Genomic DNA, 22,456 nt, shown 5'->3' with positions numbered 1-22,456 from the left:
GGGGAAGCGGAGGAACATAACGTGCCGCCCCGTTGTAGCACCTGGCGTGAGGGATGCCCGATAGGACAGGGTGAGATTCCAAGGGACTAGTACAGCTGCCTTGGAAGTCAAAAGTATTATGCAATAAGGTTTTTAAACCCCGTAAAAATCCTCATCTAAAATCTGCTTAACCGAAAAAGGACAAATCATCGAATATTCACTCTCTTGCGGTACACGAACCCCAAATTTAGCCAACTTATCCTCCTTAATTGCCAGCTTTCGACCATCTGGATAAGCTTTTTCCAAAGCTTCTACCAGATAGCTTTTAAGCGAAGGGGTATCTGCTAAATTATTGAGAACGCGCTGACGATGTTCAAGCACCGAACTATACCAACTTCCTTTCATCATATCAGGCACATCATACTGAACCCTTAATTTGAGTAAATGCGCTAATAAAATAGTCAAATTACTTCTTAGCGTATTTTTTTCCGACTTACCCAAATCAACTAGTTCCTCAATCAAATGCTCAATATCCAGCGAGCCAAATTCACGATTCCGCAATTGTTCAACGGTTTGTTCAATCCATTGTTGCAAATCGCGATCATATAGCGTGTTAGACATTCTTGCGATCGACTCCCAATCATTCTACGTTCCAGCTAGCCATTTCTAACCCAAACAAACTATTGACCCCTCTAGTTTACCAATCTTAATTCCTTACCCAGGCATAATTTATGAAAGCGATCGCCTTTATATGCTGAGCAATATTTTATGATCTCTAGTAAATAAAGAGCAGCGCATAACAGCAATGAATTTGGCAACGTTTGGGGCTGGTTGTTTTTGGGGCGTAGAGGCGGCGTTTCGTAAGGTGAAAGGAGTTGTTTCTACCTCAGTTGGATACATGGGAGGGCATTTTCCTAACCCTTCCTATCTGGATGTGTTATCAAGAATAACGGGTCATGCTGAGGTAGTACAGGTGGAGTATGACCCACAACACGTAAGTTATGATGACTTATTGGAGGTATTCTGGGATATCCATGACCCCACCACGCTAAATCGCCAAGGACCAGATCGAGGGGAACAGTACAGATCTGTTATTTTTTTCCATAATAGTCAACAGGAAGAAGCCGCAAAGCGATCAAAGGCAAAGCAACAGAATTCTGGTAGATTTGATAAAAATATTGTGACCGAGATTGTACCTCCGGGTGAGTATTATTTAGCAACACAAGAGCATCAGCAGTATTTTGAGAAGAAGGCACAACGTTAGATAGTCTTCACTGACTGGTGACTTCCAAAGGAAGAAAAATCGTTAGGACTTCTCCATGACGTGGGCGATCGCGAACAATAAGTTTACCCCCAATCGCTTGAAATAAATGCTTGGTTGCGTTAAGATTCAAACTTATCGTACCTGTTTCTGGTTGAAACATTAGCAGTTGACCCAAGGCTTTACGAATAGGTGGTGTGCATGGAGAGCATGACACCTTTCCATTCTCTCCCGCCTGAGTTAAGGGTAATAATTGTAACTTAAGTTGATCCCCAGCCGGAATAGCCTGTACTTGAATATGGCTACCAGCCGGTAAACTACGGGTAAAATTCTCCATCAAACCCGTGAGAACCCGATCTAACATAGCAGGATTACTTACCACAGTTGGTAAGTGCTGAGGTAAAATAACATCTATAGTTAAGTTTCGTCGATTGGCTGCTTGTTCCCAACGGGGAATACTCTGCTGCAACACTTGCTCCAGAGACATTGCAGTGAGTTGAGTATTTGTAGATTTTACAGTAGCAGATGTTTGTAGTTCTGCAGCTCTAAAGAGCAACTCCATACGATCAATTTGCTCGGTGCATTCATGATCAATAAGCTGCAAACGTTTGATCACATTTGCAGGTAACTCACGCTGTTTGAGAAGTAAACGAGTGATAGTGCGAATCGTTGTCAAAGGAGTGCGAACTTCGTGAGCAAAAGCCTGCAGTAGTTCTACATCAGGACGAGTATGCGCTTGTGATGACGCACCCAAAGACAAATGTGGCGAGGCTGGGAGGCTTTGTGCAAACTCTGAACGTACCGACGTCCCGACATCAGCGCTTTTTGCTATTTCTGTGTTTTCTTCTTGTTCTGGAAATTGTGTTAACAATAAACGACTAAACTCCATCACTAGGCGGTAATCCGGAGCGACGGTCGAATATTTATGTACTAACTGTTGTAAATCGGCAAACAGATCCGGATTGCTGACTACAACTCTTGCTCCCAGCGATCGCCATGCTAACTCAACCACCTCTGGCTCAAAAGAAAATGAAAAAGTCTTATTACCATCGATGTCTTGTGCTAAAACCAACACTAATCTGAATTGCTCGGTGAAAACCAAACAAAACTGCTCCCTTGCCAATGGATCTGTTGATAATACAGGTAAAACCGACTCACCAGGAGCAAATGCATCTGCTACAACCACATCAGGAGGCATTTGAAATGGCATGAGTGCCAAGGGGTTAAATGGCTTTGCCGTAAAACTGACAGTTTGCAAGTTTCCAGCCAGTCTTGAATCGCTGAAAACAGGTGCTGGAGCGGCTAAAACTAATCCTTGTGCAGCTTCTTGAGGTGAAGCGGTTGCTAAAATTTTTAATAAGAGTTGTTCTATGGCTGCTACGCTGACGCGCCACTGCTGTTGTGCTTTGGCTGATGAACACACAGGCACTGTTGATTGACTATTTGCTAAGACTTCGCTTAGACTTGGCAAGATCCATTTGTACACAAGTTTTTACCCCCTGAATAAAGACCGACCGACAGTGTCTTAGGCAGGGATCTACTACTATTATTTATGAGGTTATAAGTATTTGTTTGTTAATGAAAGTAGTATAACCGAACAATACAAGCGCAATTTCCCCTTGTAAAAACCAAAGATGTGAAATCAGGTTATGATTTTTCCAAATTTCTATTTGGGAAATAACCAATCCATTGATAGATAGCTAGCTTAACTTGCGGATGATGCAAGTTGGAACAAAGCAAGGCAAAACTGTAATATAAGCACGAAGCAAAGCAAAAGCTATATATTTGTGTGCTTTTTTTAGCTATTTAATGGAGGAGTGAAATGGCTTTAGGTAAAGATAATAAGCGTGCAGTCGGCGTTTTTTCTAGCCGTCGTGAAGCTGAGTATGCACTTACCGAACTCAGAGACGCTGGTTTTCCAATGAATAAGGTTTCTATCATTGCCAAAGATGCTGATCGTACCGGTGATATTGCTGGTGTCGAAACGCAAGAACATGTTGGTAACAAAGCTGATGAAGGAGCTGCTGCTGGCGCAGTAACAGGTGCAACAGTCGGAGGCATTACCGGTTTACTTGTAGGCTTGGGAACCTTGGCAATTCCTGGTGTTGGTCCTATATTACTCGCAGGTGAAATCGCCACAGCTCTGGCGACAACAGCAGCAGGTGCGGGAATTGGTGCAGCGGCTGGTGGGCTATTGGGTGCACTCGTTGGTTTGGGAATTCCTGAAGAACGAGCCAGAGTATACAATGAACGAGTATCCCGTGGTGATTATTTGGTGATAGTAGACGGGACAGATGAGGAAATTCGTGGTGCCGAAACTGTTTTGACAAACCAAGGTATTCAAGAGTTTGGTATTTATAATCCACCTGGTGTTGTAGATACTTACACAGATTACTCTGGCGGCGTTGTGAATAATCAGCCTCCAGTAACAGGCGCTGTGAATAATCAGCCTTCGGTAACAATTGTTGACAATCGGGATACAACTGTTTAGTAATTCATAAGTTATCATCAAAAAACTGCTTTGGTGTGCGCTTGCAAAGATTCGCTCCTGAACCTCACACACAAATTAACAGCACTCAGTTATCAGTAAATTCCCTTAATTCAAGTCTGGAGATTTCAAGAAATATTTGTTTAAATGTATCCATTCAGGAGACACTTAACCAATACAAATGTTTTTTGCATAAGTCAGTGATTTTTTCTTGTCTCCGTGTTTTAGATCAAAGGGTAACTGTTTGCTGTTAATAGCTACTTGTGTTCATAAATTTTTTGAAAATTTCAGTAGGAGACAGAAAATGAACAAGTTTATTCCATTGATCATTAGCGGTGTCATAGCTGTTGGTGCGTTTGGTTGCGAAACCCCTTCAAAAACAAGTGCAGATGCTCCCTCAGGGACAAATGAAAATGTTAATGCTCCAACGCAAGACACTGCTCAGAAAACTCAAGAAGACGCTACGGGTCAAGTTCGTAAAGACCAAATAGAGTCTGATATTAGAGCACGCGAACAACGTAATAACGCGACTGGTGGTGATGCCAAAAGAAGTGATAATGATTTAAAAAGCGAAGTTCGCGGCAAGTTAGAGGCGAATTTACCAGCCAGTCAGTTAACAGTTGATGCTAAAGAGGGTGCTGTAACAGTGGCTGGAACAGTTCCTACACAAGAACAACTCAATAAAATTCCCACTTTGGCACAAGAAATTAAAGGTGTCAAAAGTGTGAAGGTGAATGCAAAAGTTGCTCCAGCAAAACCTTGATCAAATACAAATAACAAACCTCAGTAAGAACTTTTGTTGTTCATAACCTGACGTCAGTATCTACCTAGCAAAAATTTCAAAACGAACGCTCGCATTCTTTAAGCAAATACAAGAATGCGAGCGTTTTCTACACCCCGACTCATCTGAATACACAAACAAAGAATTTAACCTCTAGAACACCGATTCATTAGGTAAAAAACAAGACTAATTAACCCTGTTTTAATGTCTTTTACAACCAAACATTTATTGTTGTAACCGAACTAAACCTAGTTTTTTCGTCATCGTTCCGATTACTGAATCGGTGTTCTAGTTTGTATGCGCCACTGCTTGTGATTAAGTACGTAAAGTACAATGATCAACAACACAAGCGGCGTTATTGTTGTTGGTTCTGGTACCTTCTTCACTTCCAGTCCCGGGGGAGTTACACCATGATTGGGCGGTACTTCAATGATTTGGTTGTTACCACCAGAACCACCACCACCGCCAGAAGGAAGAGAACCACCTCCAGAAGAACCAACTGGAGGTGCACTTGAGACGAGATTTGATCCGTTATTCTGACCAGAAGAACTATCTCCACCACCACCAAAGGCAAGAAGAAGTAAGGCTAACAGAGGAAGCAGCGCAAGCCATTCAGTTGGAAAAGAACTTGCTCCTTCTTGGGGGAATAAAGCAACTTCTGCAAGGCTGGGAGGAACCTCAAGGTTCATGGCATCTGGATCTAGCGCTACTGGAGTGTCCCAGGAAACGACATCTCCAGCCAGAGTATCTTCACTCAACGAACTAATTGGAGGAATGCCAAGATTTGGACGTCCAAGTTCTGCCCCATCTGGTGAATACGGCATTGAGAGGTCTTTGAGAATTGTCTGTTTAAGAGACTCCTCATTTCCAGATTTCAACACACGCATCGAACTGGAAAGTTTTTCCGAGTAAAATTTGGTGAGTTCTGGCGCTAAACCCAAAGCTTGAATCTGCTGCTGTGCATCGGGAATTTTTGCCACCTCCTCAAGCAAGCGACGTCCATAAGAGTATTTAAAATCCAGTAAGCCATTACGGGGGTCAAGTGAGTTTCCACTTCCTTCAGGTGCCCAGTAAAAGTTTTTGGTAACTTCTCCCAAACCTTCTTGGGAACTTTGATTGACTGTTTGCCCAAGAAGATAGCGATACCCGTCCACGATACTGGGATTGTCGTTCTGCCAGAATGAGGCGTAAGGTATCTGAGTCAGATTAGGGTCATTTGCGTAAAATTTCGCAAAATTCTGGTAGTTTTGTTCCCCGCCAGCTGCTTGCATCAGCAACTGTTCATGGGTTGGTCCACCATTTGACTCAACTAACTTCTGAAACACTGCTCCTGCTTTATTACAAGCGGCACCAAATCCTACACTACATCCAGGAATACCTCGCATTTGGGTCAAATCTCTGCCCGATATCTGGTATTGGAGATAGTTTTGCTCAAGTCCTGGTTGAACACCATAGTTTCCAACTTTCAACTGAGCAGAAGCAGATTGAGATGTATTAACTACAGTTGCTATGGATGATAAAGTGACGGCGACTGTTTTAACTTTTGACTTCAAGGGATTTACCTCCAACAACTAATTTTTTATGCAGCTTATGAGACAGGAGAGGAAGATAAATTCTCAGGTGAGCGGATATTAATGGTGATTGCTGCTCCCTTGAGTTTTCCGCCTGTAACAGAGTGGTACATAACAACTCCACCGCTTGGTTGATCAAAGAGGTAACCACGATTAGAGAGTTGTACTTTTCCTTGTTTCACAAAAGAAAAGAAGGTATCTAGATATCTGCGTATACTTTCACGGTTCCCTTGACTTGCCTTTGTATGCTTTTCTATAAGCATCATGAAGAAGTCTAAGCTGCGGTTGTTTTGGCCTTCCGGGAGAATACCCCCATCTAGAAAAGAACTGGCTACAAGGTTTCCATTGACTTGTTGAACTTTAAAAAGGGTATAGTAACGTCCTTGCTTCCTAGAATCACTAACATAACAAGTCCAAGAACCATCTGAATTTTGTGTAAAACCTTGCTGCCCCAAGTAAGAAAGTGGAGAAGGACTTTCTTGACTGACTGCCGGAGGTAACAAATCTTCAACGGCATCGGAAGAGCAAATTCTCTGCGTCATTTGTTGTTCCGGAACTGTTGGAGTCTGTTGCGCTATTGCAAAGCAAGGTACAACAGCAAGCGCAGATATAGAAAGACTAAATGTAGTAAGTAAACGAGAAATTATATTCATGTTCTTTACATATAAGTTATTGTAAGAAAACTTTTGGTCAGAGGATATGTTTATTTCTTGAGCTGCACCTATATACAATTATTCAGACATTGTTTCCAGATTTAGATAAAGTCCCTATAAATCTTTAAAAAGAATCTATGAAAAAAATTATGAATCAAAATAATTAAATTGATAAATATTTTTTTGTAGAAATATGAGACGATAGCCAATTTTCCCCTTATTTACCTTTTTTTTTGAAAAAAAGACTTTTTGGAATTATTTTCATAAATGAAATTTCACAATTTTGAATGATACTTAAGTGTTTTCACTATTAGTATTGAGTGAAAAAGCCATATTATCAAAGATGATTTATGAAGTAAGTTTGAAGTTTATATAAACTTTCCGGACATTAGATTTTACAGACTTTGGGCTCTCTGGACAATGCCTTCCTTGTTCTAAATGTCTACAGAATATCCGTATATGAGTTATGTTAAAGTGCTCTACAGCTTGAAGATTGGCAGAAAACAGAAATTAGTTCTGTAATTTAAAGAGTCTATAGTTGATTCATGGCAGTTTTAAGTATAGTTACTATTGTTTTATTTGGTTTGCTTTGATAAACTTTTTGAAAAGTATACTAAGCAGATGCGTGTACATTTTGCACTATTCTGCTTTAAGTCAACAGTCTTGAGTTCTTTTAACCATTACCACTAACCTATGGCTTAGGCAGCGGTTGACCCCAAAGGTTTTTAAAGCAGCCTCTTGTGGAAAAGATACGAACAAGTACTCTTTGTTTAATTAACATCAGTGGACTAAGCTGCACGTCTTTGCCGGAAAACCCTAGTCAAACACTGGCTAACTTAAAAGCGGAAGTTGAGCATCTGTGCTTTTAAATGTTGACTCCCCGAATTACCCTTTTCGATCCCCGTTCACCGCTAGGCATTCCCGTAGGGTAGATTGCCGTAAGGCGTGCACCAGAGCAAGGGAGAAGAAATTATATTGGTAATCTTACACTCTTGATGGGAGTAAGAAATTTCCAAGTTGTAAGCGTAACAGCTTATTAACTTAGTTATTATAATTTTTTACATAAAAATGTATAAATTAGTGTTGAAAGTTGTTATGATTCTTTTAAATTTGCTGAGAATAAGTGTTAGTTAAATTATTTATATCAAGGATATCAAATATCATGCTGTGACCCTAATCACAATTTTACTGTGCACTTTGCATACTCACAAAAGGATGACAATCATTTTAATTTATTCAGTAGAACTATACGCTCAGCACTACTGGGTGAATACAGAAGTTATCAACTAACGAAGAATGAAGAGCGTTCTTCACTGGCTATCTGCTTTCGTTAATTGACTCATACCCTTGTTTTAACACTCCACAGGTATCACTCCAATTCTCCATAAACCTTATGATTGTTCGGTTTTATCTTATAGAACTTGATTTTTTAAAATGTAGAATTTTATGGGATAAACTCATCGTAGCTATGAAAAAAGTTTGGGATTTACCAAAATCTTAAGTCAGGAAAAAAGCTCTGACTATTGGAGCAATGGTAGTATTATTATTGTTATATCAAGCAAGAAAAGATTAATTATATTAAGCTTACATACTGCTCAAAGCTTCTACCAATTTCTCAATATGAGTCAAGTTATGAGTTGCCATAATAGAAATTCGTATCCGACTCGTAGGAACAGTAGGGGGACGAATAGCAGGAGCAAAAATACCAGATGATTTGAGGTGTTGTGCAGCTTTGAGCGCATCTGCTGCACTTGATAATTCAAAACAGAGAATGGGTGATGAAGACGGTAACAATTTTAGCTCCGGTAGTTGCTGTTGTATCATCTGTTTGAGTTGGACGACATTCTGCCATAATTGAATGCGGCGTTGTGGTTCTTGCTGTACTATTTTTATGGCAGTCAGTGCTGCTGCCACATCAGCTGGAGAAAGTGCAGTAGTGTAAATCCAAGTTGGTGCGCGATTGCGCAAAAAGTCTATTAAGTTTTTACTTCCAGCTAAATACCCCCCTAGACTACCTAAAGCTTTACTCAAAGTGCCAATTTGAATCAACTGGCTTCCTCTACATCCAAAATGTTCTACACATCCAGCACCAGTGTTTCCGAGTACGCCAGTGGCGTGCGCTTCATCAATCAGCAGCATACAGCTAAATTCGTCCGCTATCTCCAACAGTGCTGGCAAAGGACACAAATCACCGTCCATGCTGAAGACGCTATCAGTGATGATTAAGCAACGTCGATAATTTTGCCTTTGTTGACTTAGCTTGGTTCTTAATGCCTCAACATCACAATGAGGATATTCAATGATCGTCGCACCACTGAGGATTGCCCCATTTTTCAAACTACAATGATTATACTGGTCAGATAAAATCAAATCGCGCTTGCCTACAATAGCACTGATTGCCCCTAAATTCGCTAGATAACCAGAACTAAAAACGAGAGCGTCTTGTGTTTGTTTTAGTAATGCGATCGCCCTTTCTAAATCTCTGTGTAATTCTCTATGTCCGCTGAGTAATCTAGAACCTGTAGCACCTGCACCAAATTCTTCGGTAGCTATCGTTGCTGCTGCAATTAGGCGCTGATCTCCTGCCAATCCTAGATAGTCGTTACTGGCAAAATTTATTACCTCCCGTCCTTCCAAAAAGACTGTTGCTCCTGGAAGACCATTAATTGTTTGTACTGAGCGATACCAGTCAGCACGGTGAATTGTAGCGAGGGATTCTTCTATCCAAGCGTAGGGGTCTGTGGGCACGGTAGAGAAGTGGGGGAGGTTGTTTTTCTTACTTTATACAATTAAGTTATACTTATTAAGTATAAAACAAATTTATAACTAAAAGTCGTACTATTGTGTAAGTTTATCTTTAAACTACTTGTATAGTAGTTCAAACAAAGTTATAAAAAAATGCAAGCCAGTGACTATGACAAAATAATCCACACTGCATTCATGGGAAGCAAAGCCCGACAGTTCACAGATATTCCTTATGCCAAAGAGTTGGCGCAATTGGTCGAAACGCAAGGATTGGTAGAGCAATCTGAGTCACAAAATCAAGACAAAAGTGCTTTGCTGACTGCACGTGTGGAAGCTCGCTATAAAGCTATCAACCAAGTCATGGCTCAATATCAAATAGGGCAAGTTCTAGAACTAGCATCCGGTTTGCTACCGCGTGGTCTTTTCATGTCTTGTGATCCGAGCATCACATTTATTGAAAGTGACTTGCCTAAAATGATTCGTTGCAAACAGCAACTGATTGAACAACTTGTTAGGGAACGTCCCAATTTGCACTTTCTTTCAATTGATGCGACTAGCCGTCCAAGTCAGTTTTTAAAAAGTGCTGAACTACTAAAAGCGGGACAGCCAATCGTAATTTTGTGTGAGGGGTTGCTGACACATCTGAATATGGCAGAAAAACAACTTGTGTGTGCCAATGTTCGCGAGATGCTTCAACACTACGGTGGCGTCTGGATTACCCCTGACTTTATTCACACAGCTAGTCTAACCCAGTCACAAGAATTTGACCCTTCTTTACAGAAGCTCTTACAAACAGGTACTAACCTTACAGGCAGGTCTTTGGTAGATAATAATTTTGCAACACTTGAGCAGGCGCGTCAGTTCGCTTATGAGCAAGGTTTCTGTGTGGCAGAGTATAGTATGTTGAACGTGATGGATCAGTTAAGCTGCTTGAAAATCTTGGGCATTGACACAGAAGTGGTAAGGAAAATGCTTGCGCTTTGTTCTATCTTTGCGCTAACTCTGGATGTCGGTTGATTTTCAACGAGGTATCTCAGTCATAGACATGGTTTGAAGCAGAGCCACGATTGCATTCGTACCCAACACGTAGCGATTACCACTCATCCCGTAGAGTCCTCTGCATACAGAGTGCATCCCCTCTCCAAGTTAACCGTCCTACCAAGTCGGAGAAATCATAGTTAAGTTTTTGCTTTCCAGATGACGAAACCGGATTCAAAACAACAACAATGTTCACTTCTTGTGCCGCTAACTGCCTTGGAATATTAAGACTCAAATATCCTGATTCGTCAATCATAGCCGTAAATTTTAGAACTTCCATTGCCAATTGCTGACTCAACTGAGCACCTGATCCGCACTTATTTATTGTATTGCATTGTCTTTCTGTGCGGGCATCCGGCTTTTCTAGGACTGGGTAAAACATTGGACGAATGCGCCAAAAAGTACCACGGCTTTTGTCAACGATACAAACCCAAACCAAAACCAGCAAGCAAATCTCACTGGGGTAGTAAGCTGCTGGCTGGTCATAAAATAACCAGGAATAAGGGTAAGCACTTTTCCTCACCTGGTCAGTGTAGTTGACACTTTGGGGACGGTGCCAGGTATCGGAAAGTCCCGAAGTGGCTCAAGTGGTAAAGAAGTTTGTCCAAGCTAATAGAGCGTTTGACCATCGTTGCATTTTGGAGGTAATATAGGGGTTGACTCTACCAACTATCATGGTCGCACCCGCCTTCAATGCTATCGCACGGCGGCCATGCCTCCCCGGAGTGGGTAGGTACCCATCCCTCAGTAGGATCAAATAAACTATCCCTACTACTATATGAGGTACTACTATCGCCCCCCCGGGTAACTATACATTTACCATCTTTGAGCTCTTTAAAAAACAAATACAAAACATAAGCCCCACCAAAAACTAAAATCAAGGGCATAAAAACACCTCTTACTAAATACTATTAACTCTTTATATTATTTCAATGAGAAAGTCGACTCCACTTCACAACGATATAGTCCAAAAGGTATAAGGAAAGACCACGCGCTCCTTCAAATTCCTCACACCACACACTCATTCGCGCAACCGTGTTAGCGTAGCGGGGCGCAACCCCACTGTGCGGAAGTCAAAAAAAGGTCAAGAAGTCTTTTTACTTAATCGCCTGCGCACACCTCTGCCATGATTTTTACGATATCATCCATTAAGTGCAAACTTAGCCAAAATCTAATTGGTTAAAAAGACGTAAAAGACCTTCAAAGTTTAATCGCTGTGCAAGATCCCGGTTGAGGCGAATCGCTCGGTCATAATGTCTTTGTCACTGAGCGTGCCCTACATATGGCTACTACTGACTATATTCAGTGCTCAGATGAGTGATCGCCTGTTTTATCCACTCTTCCACAAAAGCATCTTTAGGAAGTCCAATATCTTCACTGACGACATGCAAGGCATGACTCACCTCATTGGCAGTGTAACCCAATGCTAGGAGAGTCATTTGTACTTCTTCGATAATACCTGGTGCTGGACCGCCTGTGGCGACGAAGAAGCCTGCTGTCTTACGCCACTCTACTAACTTGCTTTTGAGTTCCAAACAAATGCGTTCTGCGGTTTTTTTGCCAACACCAGGGGCTTGAACAAGCAATTGAATATTACCTGTGATAATCGTCTGCACTAATTCTGCTAATTCCAAAGTGTCCAACAAGGCGATCGCTATAGCTGCACCAACACCACTAACACCTAACAAGTGGCGAAACACATCTCGTTCTCCTGGTGAACCAAAGCCATAAAGCAATGGTACCTCTTCTCGAATTTGATAATGGGTAAAAATCTGCACTTCACCTCCAGTATTTGGCAACTGCTGTGCCAGTCGTGCAGGGATTTGCAAATCATACCCAATACCATTGACTTCCAAAGTCAGAGTATGGCGGTGAACGCTATTGTCTTGGATAGCAGCAACAATGCCTTTGAGATAGCTAATCATTCTAAGAAACCAAAGTGTTTTAAACCTTCGAGTATTCCACCTGCACAAAAATTTGTTGCCAGGTAACGATAGTCGGCAGGATTTTGGTTATACCATTGAAGTAGCTCTGGGCGAGCATTTCCGACAATAATTCCTCTTTCACTGCCAACAGAGAATAAAGCAATATCATTACCAGAATCGCCACAAACAACCGTTACCTCTGCTACAAATTTCCACTTTTGGCGGAGAAACTGTACTGCCTGTCCTTTATCGCTTCCAGAAGGTACAATGTCAAGGTCTATACCGCTACTATAAATTAACTTTACGTCTAAACCAGATTTTTGCAACTCTGACTCCAGTTGGGGTAAAACCCTTTGTGCAACATCTTCTTGAAGGAGAAAACTCACTTTGAAGGGACGCTGTTCTGAGTCAGGTTGCGGAACTAACTCAGGAAAACCAGTCGTTGTTGATACTAGAAGTTCGCGATTCCAACCAGATGAAAGTTTTTCTGACCATTCTGAATCAGGAGTATCACTGCCGTCAAGATAAATTTCTGTTCCTACAGATAGAATCAGGGCATCGGGTTCTAAAAGATTTTTTTCATCTTTGATCTGTTGGTAAAGAAGAGGCGATCGCCCTGTGGCATAAACAATCTTACTACCGTACTCTTGGCGTGACTGTTCTAAGCGATCCTTGAGATCAAGCAGCGCCTTGTCGTCACCTACAAAAGTATTGTCTAAATCAGTTACGAATAGGAATTTAGCCACAGCAACCTCTTTTATTAGCTTTACCACCAAAAAAAAGTTTATGCTGATTTGGTACCAATCTCATCTGTCTTCAGATTTTAATAGGCAGCAAAGAACTATTGCTCCTTCAAAGTTTCAATTAACAAATCTACTTTTTGCTGTCGATCCTGCAAAAAACCTTCACATTGACGCAAAGACTCAACAGCAGCTGCAAATTGCTCAAACACTTCTTCTAATTCCAAATCACCCGCCTCAATGCGAGCAATAATTCTTTGTATTTCTGCAACCTTAGCTTCGTAATTCCAACCTTGATTCATAAAAAGTCTCCGTATCCTTTTATATTATGGCGATGGGGATAGCTTTGCTGCAGCATAGCGGCAGATCATCGCACAGAGTGCCCGCCCCTTTGGGGCGATCGCACTGTTCAGGGAATTAGAGTCTTCTCAATACGACGGTCGGGAATGAGCCACATGACTGCGACTATTATGTATAACAAACAGGCAAACCATGAGTTGACAAAAGCAAGTGGAATTGCCAGCACATAAAACACCAGTGATATTTTGCCCTTGAAGTCTCGACCGAGTGCGATCGCCAAAGTGGAATCTCTGCCATGATGACCAATCAGAGTACGGGTCAAGATTATGTAAGCTAACGCAGCAAACAACAATACCGTACCATAAAGGGCAACTGGTATAGCGGCGAAATGGTTCTCGCCCATCCAGCCAGTGACAAAGGGGATTAGCGACAACCAAAACAGCAGATGCAGATTAGCCCAAAGGATACGACCATTTACATGTCTGACTGCCTGTAACAGGTGATGATGGTTGTTCCAATAGATGCCGAGATAAATAAAACTAAGCACATAGCTCATAAATACCGCGATCAGCGGACGCAACGCCTTTAAATCATACCCATGCGGCACTTTCATTTCCAACACCATAATGGTGATGAGGATGGCAATCACGCCATCGCTAAATGCTTCTAACCTCCCTTTCCCCATCTGTGTACGCCCTCCTTTTTTGCTTACATTTCCAAACCGACAGAACTTCCAGAGTGAACTACGACGACGTATTTTGCTGGTTGAATCAATACGCTACTAGGCTCAAAATTTAACTGTTAATTGTTCACTGGTTTTTCCGTAACTTTAACTTTAATATCACCTTGACCCAACTGAATTAACAACTCTTCTCCCACAGCCAACTCAGCAGCAGAACGAGCGATCGCACCATTTTGCTGACGCACCACCGCATAACCGCGTTGTAAAACAGCTTTAGGATCAAGAGTCGTTAACTTTTGGCGCAACATTTCTATATGCTGCGTTGCTTGGTGTAATTGCATTGTTGTCGCACGCACCAATTGCTGACGCTTCCAACTGAGTTCCTGTATTTCCTGCTGTACTTGTCGATCTAACCGTAAGCGCCGCAGACGGTTTCGCTTTTCTTGCAGTTTGTTTTGTGCTGTTTCTAAACAAAAAGATACGCTTCGGTGTAAAGCAACAACTCGTTGCTGATGCTGATTATATAATTCTGCCAGTGCTGGAACAACCAACTCCGCTGCAGCTGTCGGTGTATGCACTGCAGCATCTGCCACCAAATCTACCAAAGACTCATCCCTTTGATGACCAATCCCAGTAATTACCGGAATGGAACAACAAGCAACTGCTCGCACGACTCGTTCATCATTAAAGCAAGCCAATTCCTCAACTGCACCACCACCCCTTGCTAAAAGTAGCACCTCAGCACGTCCATCCATCTCCACTCGTCGAATAGCATTCACTATAGATTCTGGGGCTTGCTCACCTTGGACTGTAGCAGGAGAAAAAAGAACGTATAAACCAGGATACCTTTGTTTGAGAGTTTTTTGAATATCGCCCCAAGCAGCAGCCGTGGGTGAGGTGACAACGGCGATTGTTTGGGGATTATGAGGAAGCGATCGCTTTGTTTGCGAATCAAATAACCCCTCAGCCTGCAACCGTTTTCGCAGTTGCTGATAACGTAGCGCTTGCAAACCAACCCCAGCGGGCAAAGCTTGCCAAACAGAAAGCTGATACTCTCCCCTTTGAGGATAAAGCCTTATACTACCTAAGATAATTAACTGCTCACCTCGAACAGGCATTTGTGCCAGTTTTGTCAATTGACTATTCCACACCACACACTTAATTGCAGCACCACCATCAGGATCTTGTAGCGTAAAAAATAACCCACTGCGATGCTGGCTGGCGCTGGAAACTTCTCCAGTCACCCAAACTCGTTGCAATTGTTCGTCTTGTTCTAGTAAAAAGCGGATATAGTCAGTTAAACCAGCGACTGAGAGGGCTGTTTCAGCAATCTGGTTGGAAGAGTTGTCGGATTTTATCATTGAAGTTTAGATAAAGAATCAAGGATATTCTCATTGTGGGAGAAAGTTGTGTTATATTGAATAAAGGTGAATAACCCGGAGCTAAAAACTCCGCCTTTTTGATACTAAGACCGCTTAGGCAACAAGGAGGTGATGCCCATGATAGAAAGTAGTACAATTATGGGTCATCAAGTTGCAGTTAGCCGGCTGTGTGCCGGGGCTGTTCTCTAGCAGTTAGCTCTAGTCTTTAATTAAGATTTAGATTAACTAATTGGCTAGGCTAGCTTGGAGTCCCTTCCGGCAGTCTGGTTGCAACTTGAAGACCCGCTACACCGCTCTAGTTCTAGGTCAACTGATCTAAAACTAGAGCGGATAGTTTTATGTAGAGTAATTGGAACTCTTCTATAATACTTACCGGGTACGTAATGCAAATTCCCTGAAGTGTAAACTCCGGTTATTCATCATCTTGACGCAAAGTGCCAAACTTTAATCGTCTTATCAAAACTACCACTAACAAGAGTCTTACCATCTGGACTAAACGCCACAGACCAAATTCTATTGGTATGCCCCGTTAGGCTGGCTATTTGCTTTCCCATTGCTACATTCCAAAGTTTAATAGTTTTGTCCCAACTACTGCTGGCAATAATTTTCCCATCTGGACTGACAGCGACAGACAAAACCCTATTAGCATGTCCTACAAGGGTGGTGATTTCTTTTTGTGTAGCAATTTCCCACAATTTGAGCGTCTTGTCCCAACTACCACTTATAAGGGTTTTTCCATCTGGGCTGAAGGTGAGGGAGGAAACAGCTTGAGAGTGACCTCTGAGGGTCTTAGTTGGCTTTCCTGTAGCTACATCCCATAAGTTAATGCTGCTGTCAAAATAGTTACCACTAGCAAGAGTCTTTCCATTTGGGCTAAACGCAACGGTGTTAATTACGTCACAACCACCTTTGAGGGTACGAATGATTTTACCGGTAGCCAATTTCCACAATTTAATACTTTGATCCCAACTGCCACTAGCAAGAGTTGAACCATCAGGGCTAATAGCAACAGTTTGAACTGAAGCTAAATGTCCTGTCAGAGTCCTGATTTGTTTTCCCGTATCCAGATTCCACACCTTGATAGTTCTATCAGCACTTCCACTTACAAGAGTCTTTCCATCAGGACTAAATGCAACTGAATTCACCCAATCAGAATGCCCTACTAGAGTCCGGATTTCCTTACCTGTATGCAGATTCCACAGTTTGATAGTTTTGTCTCCACTGACACTGACAAGTGTGTGTCCATCAGGGCTAACAGCAACAGCTAAAACTGAATCTGAGTGTCCGGGAAGGGTAAAGGCTTCAGAAAATTTTTCCAAGGGTGTTGTTTGAGGTTCACCATAGTGAGAGGATGCACTAATAGCAGTGTGGGAAGATTCAAAATACCAAATACACCCAAATCCTAAAAGTGCGATCGCCACACTCGTCAACACTTTAACTTTTGAATCAGTCATGTTCACAGAACCCTTGCAAGATCTAAAGTTGTGCTGCTCTCATATTGCTACCTTTGTGAAGTAGAGAGCATAATTTTGGTGTGGGAATATGTTTACTTAATGATTGAAGCGATTATATTCCAGATTTACGATCACGCTTTAACTTATTTCCTGTAGTGTTGACACCAGAAAAGCCTTAAAATCAAAAAACTTAAAGAGAGGTTTGCCAAATCCTAATAGTTTTATCGTTACCTCCACTGACAAGAGTTTTTCCATCTGAACTAAACGCCAGAGATTGAATCCCGTCGGAATGACCTTCAAGTGTGCGGATTAGGTGTCCTGTTGCCAAATTCCACAGTTTGATCGTCTGATCAAAACTGCCACTAGCAATTATTCTACCATCAGGACTAAATGCAACAGAGGTCACTTTGCCAGAATGACCTTCAAGTGTGCGTATTTGCTGTCCTGTTGCCAAGTCCCACAGTTTGATGGTTTTGTCAAAACTACCACTGGCGAGGGTATTATCGTCGGGACTAAAGGCTACAGACCGAACTGAACTAGAATGTCCTTTTAGTGTACGTATTTCATCTGCTGTTGCCAAATTCCAAAGTTTAATGGTTTTGTCATCACTGCCATCGGCAAGTATCTTACTATCATGACTAAAAGCAAGGGTATTGACTGAGTGAGTATGCCCGTACATAGTGCGGATTTGTTGTCCAGTTGCCAGATTCCAAATTTTTATGGTTTTATCTTCACTAGCACTCGCGCTAAAGTATCCGTCTGGACTGAAGCTTATGAAATTAACTCTGTTGGTATGACCGCTAAAAGTGGAAATTTCTTGTCCGGTGACCAAACTCAACAGTTTAATTGTATCATCGCTATTACTAGCAATTGCCTTGTTATCTGGGCTAATAGCGACGGACAAAATTGAGTTGGTATATCCTTTGACCGTTGAAACTAATAAAAAATTTTCTGAAGCAGCCGACTGTGTACTATGAGAAAAAATCATTTCTCGATTTGTTGCGCTAGTGTTTTGCTGATTCCAACTAACGGATCTTGTCATTTCCAAACGATGGAATTGTCGATACCAAAATTCTCCAGAAGCAAATACTATAATCGCACTGCCACCCAACAGCAAATTTCTCAATGATAGATATGGTTTTGATATAGATTGCAGTTGAGTAATTGAGAATTTCCTAATGCGCTTTATTTGAGTTACGGGTGTTGATAGTGATTGTCTTTGGTGCTTGATGAGCAAATCACCAAGAACTTGATGAGCTGATTGATAGCGATGCTCTATGTCTTTTTGCAATAGCTTGTGGAGAACTTCTGTTAATTCTTCAGTGATTGGATATCTCAGGTACTGTTGCCAATCTTTTACCCAGCTATATCCAAGTTCTGTCCATAACTTAAAGGGGGAAACTCCAGTTAGTAAATGAAAGCAAGTAGCCCCAAGAGCGAACAAATCACTAGCTGGATAAGCAGCACCGTCCCTGATTTGTTCAATCGGGGAATAGCCTTGTGAACCAATCGAAGTCCCGATTTTCATCTGTGCTTGTGCTGTTAACTGCTTTGCAGAACCAAAATCAATCAGGACTAGATTTTTGCCTATTCCTGAAACCGCTGTTGTTGAGGATAAAGATGCTTGACGGCGGATAATATTTTGTGGTTTTATATCTCGATGAATCACTCCTTGCTCATGGATAAACTTGAGAACCGGTAGTAAATCTAGCAATATTTTTTTTATTTCACTACAGTTATACTTTTTTTTGTGTTGGAGTTCCGTTAACAAATTTTGACCATCAATAAACTGTTGTACCAAATACAGATATTTATCTTGTTCAAAGTAAGCTAAAAGCGTTGGAATTTGAGAATGTGTTCCAAGTTCTTGTAGCCGCTGAGCTTCTTTTTCAAACAATTCTATTGCTTTTTTTAGTGCCCAAGTTCCCTGGATTCTTGGTGCTAACTGCTTGACAACACATCGTTCATTTAATTTATCTACATCTTCTGCTAAATAAGTTCTACCAAATCCGCCCTCGTCAGAAAGAACTTTAATAATATGGAAGCGATTTCGTAGCAATGCTATCAGTGGAGTGCTGCACGTTCTGCAAAACTTTTTTCCACTGGCATTCACGGGATTTGAACAATCAGGATTAAGGCAGCAGATCATCATTGGTAGGCACGACTGCGTGATAAATTACGCTTCAGTTATTCCTTAAAAATTTCATGATGATTTATCCTTACTCTTATTATACAAAATGTCAATAAAATTCTAATATTTTTTATTATGATAATTTTACGTATTAGTATCAGTACTACGGTGATTTGTGTAAACAAAACTCATCTTTTTTTTAAAAACATAGTTATACGCATATCTACATAGAAAAGTTTATTAATTACTCAATATCACAAGCTGCAAAGCATCGCAGCTAAGGAATCCGGTTTGATTTTGTGAATTGACTCGTCGAGCTAGGAAACGCTTAACAGTGAACAGTAACAACTGATAACTGCTCGCTGGTAACTGATACAACTTCATATTAAATTAGTATTACTTCAAGTGTACTTATTTTCATCCTTAGTCCTGAACTCAAAGTTCATGATCCACTAAAAACTCCAGTCAAATAATCTTCATCAATCTTTTTTCCTTTTACCCTTTTCTTTGGAATTATGACGCAGGATGAGTTATTGGTACTGGTAGATTGCGCGATGGCTGAGGGTAGGCGAGAGTTAGACTTGTCGGGACAGAAGTTGAGTGAGTTACCTGTAGAAATTGGTAAGTTGAAGCAGCTTGAGTCTTTGATTTTGGGAAAGAAGGTTGAAGGTTATGAATTCGTAGGAAACCGCCATCTCGAAAAAGTTTTGGGCAACAATTTAAAATTGAGCGATTGATTCCCCTTGCACGTAGTTGTGGTTTTGACATTAATTTTTCCAGGTGCAAGATCTGAGTAAGCATTTCCTCTTAAGCGTTAAGCGTTCCCTACGTCCTAATAGAGTTGGCGATAGCTATAGCAGAAAAAGTTTTACAGATACGCTACACGAACACAAGTGAAAAAAAGGGGTGTAGAGAAACCCCTAAACCCCTTTTTTTTACTTAAGGTAGTTCAATTGGAATCAAAGCATTTTCTGGAAGATAATCGCAGAAATGTCCTTCCTCCGAAAGCACCAAAATCAAGTGTAAGGGAGAATCTGGGGGAATTTGCAAATCTGCCCAAGGAACTGCCAATTCCAAACATTTGTTTAAAGCGACTTGAGCACGACTAGCACGCGGATACCATTGATTCTGCTCGCCAGCTTCTTGAAACTGAATCGATTGCGTTAACAAATTAATCTCCAAATGGTGGTGGAACAGATAATTCATTGGAGATGTATCCGGCACTTGTGCTAAGGGAGCAGGACTGTTGTGCATCGTTTTGTCAGGATAATACCACAGTAAATTCAATTCTGGTGGCACATCCTCCCCTAGTTTAATGGCTGTTTTGAAGTCTAAGCGCAAATAAAAATTCACATGATCCACTCCGTACCAAAGCCGTTGAATAGGACTGCTATTGTGCATTGTTCCGCGTGCGCCGCCAACTTCTATGCGTCCGGCTTTGTCCCAGTCTTGCTCATCGCCTTTGCCATCTATGATTGGATGAATAAAGCTTTTTGGACGAGAATTAGCGCTCGCCTCATGAACTTCTACAGGTTGGCGCAGATAAGGTGGTATCGGTTCATTTAACGCCTTATATATTCCGTACAAGTGCTCTCGAAATAACTGGTCAAACATCGCATCCTGATTAGAGGAATGCCCCGCACCGAACCACCAAAACCAATCAGAACCCTCTGCTGCATATAAAGCTTCCCATGCTTCAGGGTTGTTTTCTTCTGTTGCTTCTGGATGATTGGCTAAAGTTGCTCTGGCTTGTGTGAGGTAATCCCACGCGCGATTTTTAGCAGGATCGCCGATCCAAGTGGTAAAGCTACCATCTACCCAAGAACCACTGTGCAGTTGCTCTCCTGGGATAGTGGCTGTTGGCGGAAACTGTTCAAGAAATTCTGAGACGGTAACGAGTTTTATACGTTGTTCGTTGCTGAGGCTTTGATACAAAGCATCTAAGAAAGGTTTGCCATCTTGAGAATAAAATTCCCAGCAGTTTTCACCATCCAAGGCAATCGTTACTAACCAAGGTTGTTCGCTTTGTCTATCGCGTTGCATTCGGGCGATCGCCTGCAGATGCCCCACAAGATCCGCCGCTGCTTGTTTTGCTGGCATGGAACCGTACGTAAAGCCAATCAAATCTGATAATCTGTGGTCCCGAAAGACAATAGACACATCACCAGCTGGTGTTTGCAATCGGTATGGTTTGTACAGTAATTCCGGGTTTTGGACATTTCCCGCACCATCGCGGTGAAAAAACTGTTTGAGCGTGCTGCCCAACACTGTTTCATCTGAGCAAATCCACTTAAATCCTTGATTAATAATATCCGGCAATATCTCGGGGCTGACGGATTGTTCCGAGGGCCACAAACCACGTGGCGTGGTTCCAAATCTATCAATGTACAAATCCCAAGCTTTTTGCAGATGCCGAGGAATATCTTCTGCCCACTGAAACCGAGATTTTGGTAATGTCATATCAGGCACCGCGACACGACCAGAGTTAGTATCGGCTAGTAAGGGCAAGATGGGGTGAGTGTAGGGCGAAGTTGTAACTTCTAACTGCCCTGTATTCTGCATTGCCTTATGCTGTGGTATGATGCGGCCAAGAATTTCTCGCTGTTTTGAGTAAATTCGCTGGCGATCGCCCAAAGTAAAATTTCGACCCTGCTTTAACCAAGCTGCAATTTCTGGGTCATCCCAAAACATAGGGTCTATCCACGCGAGATTGTGCCAAGCTAACAAATCACTATAATCTTGCTCCTGCCAATTTGTGAAACACCAAGCTTCGCCTTCGTCAAGTCTTGTGTTATACAACTCGGCGTAACGGGGATGGGGGTCAATCAGATTGTGGTGATTACCGTCAAAAAAATGCTCTATGATAAATCGTTTGTGTTGGTCACAAAGCTGCTCAGTTGGTCTGAGGGTAAGTTCCAAATAAGGGTCAAAGGCAGTGCCAGCGATGTAATCTTCAAGCTGCAATATTAGCGATGGTACCAAATTGACTGTTTGGTGCAACCGAGGATAGCGCTCTAAAATCAGTATCAGATCGAGATAGTCCTTTGTACCATGCAAACGCACCCAAGGTAAATGATAATACTGAGAACCTGACTGCGCTTTGGTGGGAGATTTGTACAGCGGTTGATGTTGATGCCAAATGAAAGCGACGTAGAGAGGATGAGACATACTTGTGATCAGTAGATAGAGTGATGGGGAGATAGAGGGAGTGCGGGAATGAGGGAGTCAGACAGCGCGAATGACCGCTTTCCAACGCCAGATACCTGCACCAGGGAAACCCTCCCGCAGTACTGGCTCCTCCGTAGGCGACTGCGTAAGCGCAAGCG

19 protein-coding genes are annotated in these 22,456 nt (G+C 41.9%); 5 read left to right on the top strand and 14 right to left on the bottom strand.

Annotation, left to right across the window (positions count from 1 at the left end):
• Positions 1-132 precede the first annotated feature (132 nt).
• Complete coding sequence (locus AC5590_RS15080; RefSeq protein WP_169264424.1) at positions 133-600, bottom strand: DUF29 domain-containing protein; 468 nt, start codon at positions 598-600, stop codon at positions 133-135.
• 184 nt (positions 601-784) lie between these two features.
• Here AC5590_RS15080 and msrA point away from each other — a divergent pair, with 184 nt between their 5' ends.
• Complete coding sequence (msrA, locus tag AC5590_RS15075) at positions 785-1,243, top strand: peptide-methionine (S)-S-oxide reductase MsrA (RefSeq protein ID WP_169264423.1); 459 nt, start codon at positions 785-787, stop codon at positions 1,241-1,243.
• A gap of 7 nt (positions 1,244-1,250) precedes the next feature.
• Here msrA and AC5590_RS15070 read toward each other — a convergent pair whose 3' ends face one another.
• The gene (locus AC5590_RS15070) at positions 1,251-2,726 is read right to left on the bottom strand and encodes a DUF8628 domain-containing protein (RefSeq protein ID WP_169264422.1); all 1,476 of its coding nucleotides are present in this window, start codon (positions 2,724-2,726) and stop codon (positions 1,251-1,253) included.
• 336 nt (positions 2,727-3,062) lie between these two features.
• On the opposite strand from AC5590_RS15070, the gene AC5590_RS15065 reads away from it, so the two are divergent.
• Both AC5590_RS15065 and AC5590_RS15060 read left to right on the top strand, forming a co-directional pair.
• Entirely contained in the window at positions 3,063-3,731 is a 669-nt protein-coding gene (locus AC5590_RS15065) for a general stress protein (RefSeq protein WP_169264421.1), read from the top strand.
• A 301-nt stretch (positions 3,732-4,032) separates the two neighbouring features.
• Positions 4,033-4,491, top strand: a complete 459-nt coding sequence (locus tag AC5590_RS15060; protein WP_169264420.1) for a BON domain-containing protein — start codon at positions 4,033-4,035, stop codon at positions 4,489-4,491.
• 290 nt (positions 4,492-4,781) lie between these two features.
• On the opposite strand, the gene AC5590_RS15055 is transcribed toward AC5590_RS15060, so the two are convergent.
• From AC5590_RS15055 to bioF, 3 genes are all read right to left on the bottom strand, one after another.
• Positions 4,782-6,062 carry a hypothetical protein gene (locus tag AC5590_RS15055; RefSeq protein ID WP_169264419.1) on the bottom strand — a complete coding sequence of 427 codons (1,281 nt, stop codon included), beginning with the start codon at positions 6,060-6,062 and terminating at the stop codon, positions 4,782-4,784.
• 35 nt (positions 6,063-6,097) lie between these two features.
• The gene (locus tag AC5590_RS15050; protein WP_169264418.1) at positions 6,098-6,733 is read right to left on the bottom strand and encodes a hypothetical protein; all 636 of its coding nucleotides are present in this window, start codon (positions 6,731-6,733) and stop codon (positions 6,098-6,100) included.
• Positions 6,734-8,317: 1,584 nt separating this feature from the next.
• On the bottom strand, positions 8,318-9,481 hold the full coding sequence (bioF, locus tag AC5590_RS15045; RefSeq protein ID WP_169264417.1) for an 8-amino-7-oxononanoate synthase: 1,164 nt from the start codon (positions 9,479-9,481) through the stop codon (positions 8,318-8,320).
• Between the two features lie 150 nt (positions 9,482-9,631).
• On the opposite strand from bioF, the gene AC5590_RS15040 reads away from it, so the two are divergent.
• Positions 9,632-10,495 (top strand): class I SAM-dependent methyltransferase, encoded by an 864-nt coding sequence (locus AC5590_RS15040; RefSeq protein WP_169264416.1) that lies wholly within the window; start codon positions 9,632-9,634, stop codon positions 10,493-10,495.
• 76 nt (positions 10,496-10,571) lie between these two features.
• Here AC5590_RS15040 and AC5590_RS15035 read toward each other — a convergent pair whose 3' ends face one another.
• The 8 genes from AC5590_RS15035 to AC5590_RS15000 all read right to left on the bottom strand — a co-directional run bounded on the left by AC5590_RS15035 (position 10,572) and on the right by AC5590_RS15000 (position 19,148).
• Positions 10,572-11,039, bottom strand: a complete 468-nt coding sequence (locus AC5590_RS15035) for a hypothetical protein (protein ID WP_246163214.1) — start codon at positions 11,037-11,039, stop codon at positions 10,572-10,574.
• A gap of 766 nt (positions 11,040-11,805) precedes the next feature.
• Positions 11,806-12,441: a Holliday junction branch migration protein RuvA gene (ruvA, locus tag AC5590_RS15030; RefSeq protein WP_169264415.1), complete on the bottom strand. Its 636-nt coding sequence runs from the start codon at positions 12,439-12,441 to the stop codon at positions 11,806-11,808.
• A complete protein-coding gene (locus AC5590_RS15025) occupies positions 12,438-13,187 on the bottom strand; it encodes a sucrose-phosphate phosphatase (protein WP_169264414.1) in 750 nt (249 codons plus the stop codon). The genes ruvA and AC5590_RS15025 overlap by 4 nt, the downstream gene beginning before the upstream one ends.
• Positions 13,188-13,282: 95 nt before the next feature.
• A complete protein-coding gene (xseB, locus tag AC5590_RS15020) occupies positions 13,283-13,483 on the bottom strand; it encodes an exodeoxyribonuclease VII small subunit (protein ID WP_169264413.1) in 201 nt (66 codons plus the stop codon).
• Positions 13,484-13,590: 107 nt separating this feature from the next.
• Positions 13,591-14,166 (bottom strand): TMEM175 family protein, encoded by a 576-nt coding sequence (locus AC5590_RS15015; RefSeq protein WP_169264412.1) that lies wholly within the window; start codon positions 14,164-14,166, stop codon positions 13,591-13,593.
• A 116-nt stretch (positions 14,167-14,282) separates the two neighbouring features.
• Positions 14,283-15,524 (bottom strand): exodeoxyribonuclease VII large subunit, encoded by a 1,242-nt coding sequence (gene xseA / locus AC5590_RS15010; RefSeq protein WP_169264411.1) that lies wholly within the window; start codon positions 15,522-15,524, stop codon positions 14,283-14,285.
• A gap of 440 nt (positions 15,525-15,964) precedes the next feature.
• Complete coding sequence (locus AC5590_RS15005) at positions 15,965-16,999, bottom strand: WD40 repeat domain-containing protein (RefSeq protein WP_169264410.1); 1,035 nt, start codon at positions 16,997-16,999, stop codon at positions 15,965-15,967.
• 190 nt (positions 17,000-17,189) lie between these two features.
• Positions 17,190-19,148, bottom strand: a complete 1,959-nt coding sequence (locus AC5590_RS15000) for a serine/threonine-protein kinase (RefSeq protein WP_169264449.1) — start codon at positions 19,146-19,148, stop codon at positions 17,190-17,192.
• A gap of 497 nt (positions 19,149-19,645) precedes the next feature.
• Here AC5590_RS15000 and AC5590_RS14995 point away from each other — a divergent pair, with 497 nt between their 5' ends.
• Positions 19,646-19,867, top strand: a complete 222-nt coding sequence (locus tag AC5590_RS14995) for a hypothetical protein (RefSeq protein ID WP_248277196.1) — start codon at positions 19,646-19,648, stop codon at positions 19,865-19,867.
• A 202-nt stretch (positions 19,868-20,069) separates the two neighbouring features.
• Here the strand turns inward: AC5590_RS14995 and AC5590_RS14990 are convergent, their stop codons facing one another.
• A complete protein-coding gene (locus tag AC5590_RS14990; RefSeq protein ID WP_169264409.1) occupies positions 20,070-22,298 on the bottom strand; it encodes a glycoside hydrolase family 57 protein in 2,229 nt (742 codons plus the stop codon).
• Between the last annotated feature and the right edge of the window lie 158 nt (positions 22,299-22,456).

The organism is Brasilonema octagenarum UFV-OR1 (assembly GCF_963888615.1).
Taxonomy (GTDB): Bacteria; Cyanobacteriota; Cyanobacteriia; order Cyanobacteriales; family Nostocaceae; genus Brasilonema; species Brasilonema sennae.
The sequence above is the reverse complement of the archived record's forward strand: the minus strand, read 5'-3'. Positions and strand labels throughout refer to the sequence as shown.

Bases quoted from the DNA above. Each gene is read 5' to 3' on its own strand.
- AC5590_RS15060 (WP_169264420.1), top strand. From the start codon at position 4,033: ATGAACAAGTTTATTCCATTGATCATTAGCGGTGTCATAGCTGTTGGT.
- xseB (WP_169264413.1), bottom strand. From the start codon at position 13,483: ATGAATCAAGGTTGGAATTACGAAGCTAAGGTTGCAGAAATACAAAGA.
- AC5590_RS14995 (WP_248277196.1), top strand. From the start codon at position 19,646: ATGACGCAGGATGAGTTATTGGTACTGGTAGATTGCGCGATGGCTGAG.
- AC5590_RS15065 (WP_169264421.1), top strand. From the start codon at position 3,063: ATGGCTTTAGGTAAAGATAATAAGCGTGCAGTCGGCGTTTTTTCTAGC.
- ruvA (WP_169264415.1), bottom strand. From the start codon at position 12,441: ATGATTAGCTATCTCAAAGGCATTGTTGCTGCTATCCAAGACAATAGC.
- AC5590_RS15005 (WP_169264410.1), bottom strand. From the start codon at position 16,999: ATGACTGATTCAAAAGTTAAAGTGTTGACGAGTGTGGCGATCGCACTT.
- AC5590_RS15080 (WP_169264424.1), bottom strand. From the start codon at position 600: ATGTCTAACACGCTATATGATCGCGATTTGCAACAATGGATTGAACAA.
- AC5590_RS15050 (WP_169264418.1), bottom strand. From the start codon at position 6,733: ATGAATATAATTTCTCGTTTACTTACTACATTTAGTCTTTCTATATCT.
- AC5590_RS15015 (WP_169264412.1), bottom strand. From the start codon at position 14,166: ATGGGGAAAGGGAGGTTAGAAGCATTTAGCGATGGCGTGATTGCCATC.
- xseA (WP_169264411.1), bottom strand. From the start codon at position 15,524: ATGATAAAATCCGACAACTCTTCCAACCAGATTGCTGAAACAGCCCTC.
- AC5590_RS14990 (WP_169264409.1), bottom strand. From the start codon at position 22,298: ATGTCTCATCCTCTCTACGTCGCTTTCATTTGGCATCAACATCAACCG.
- AC5590_RS15040 (WP_169264416.1), top strand. From the start codon at position 9,632: ATGCAAGCCAGTGACTATGACAAAATAATCCACACTGCATTCATGGGA.
- AC5590_RS15000 (WP_169264449.1), bottom strand. From the start codon at position 19,148: ATGATCTGCTGCCTTAATCCTGATTGTTCAAATCCCGTGAATGCCAGT.
- msrA (WP_169264423.1), top strand. From the start codon at position 785: ATGAATTTGGCAACGTTTGGGGCTGGTTGTTTTTGGGGCGTAGAGGCG.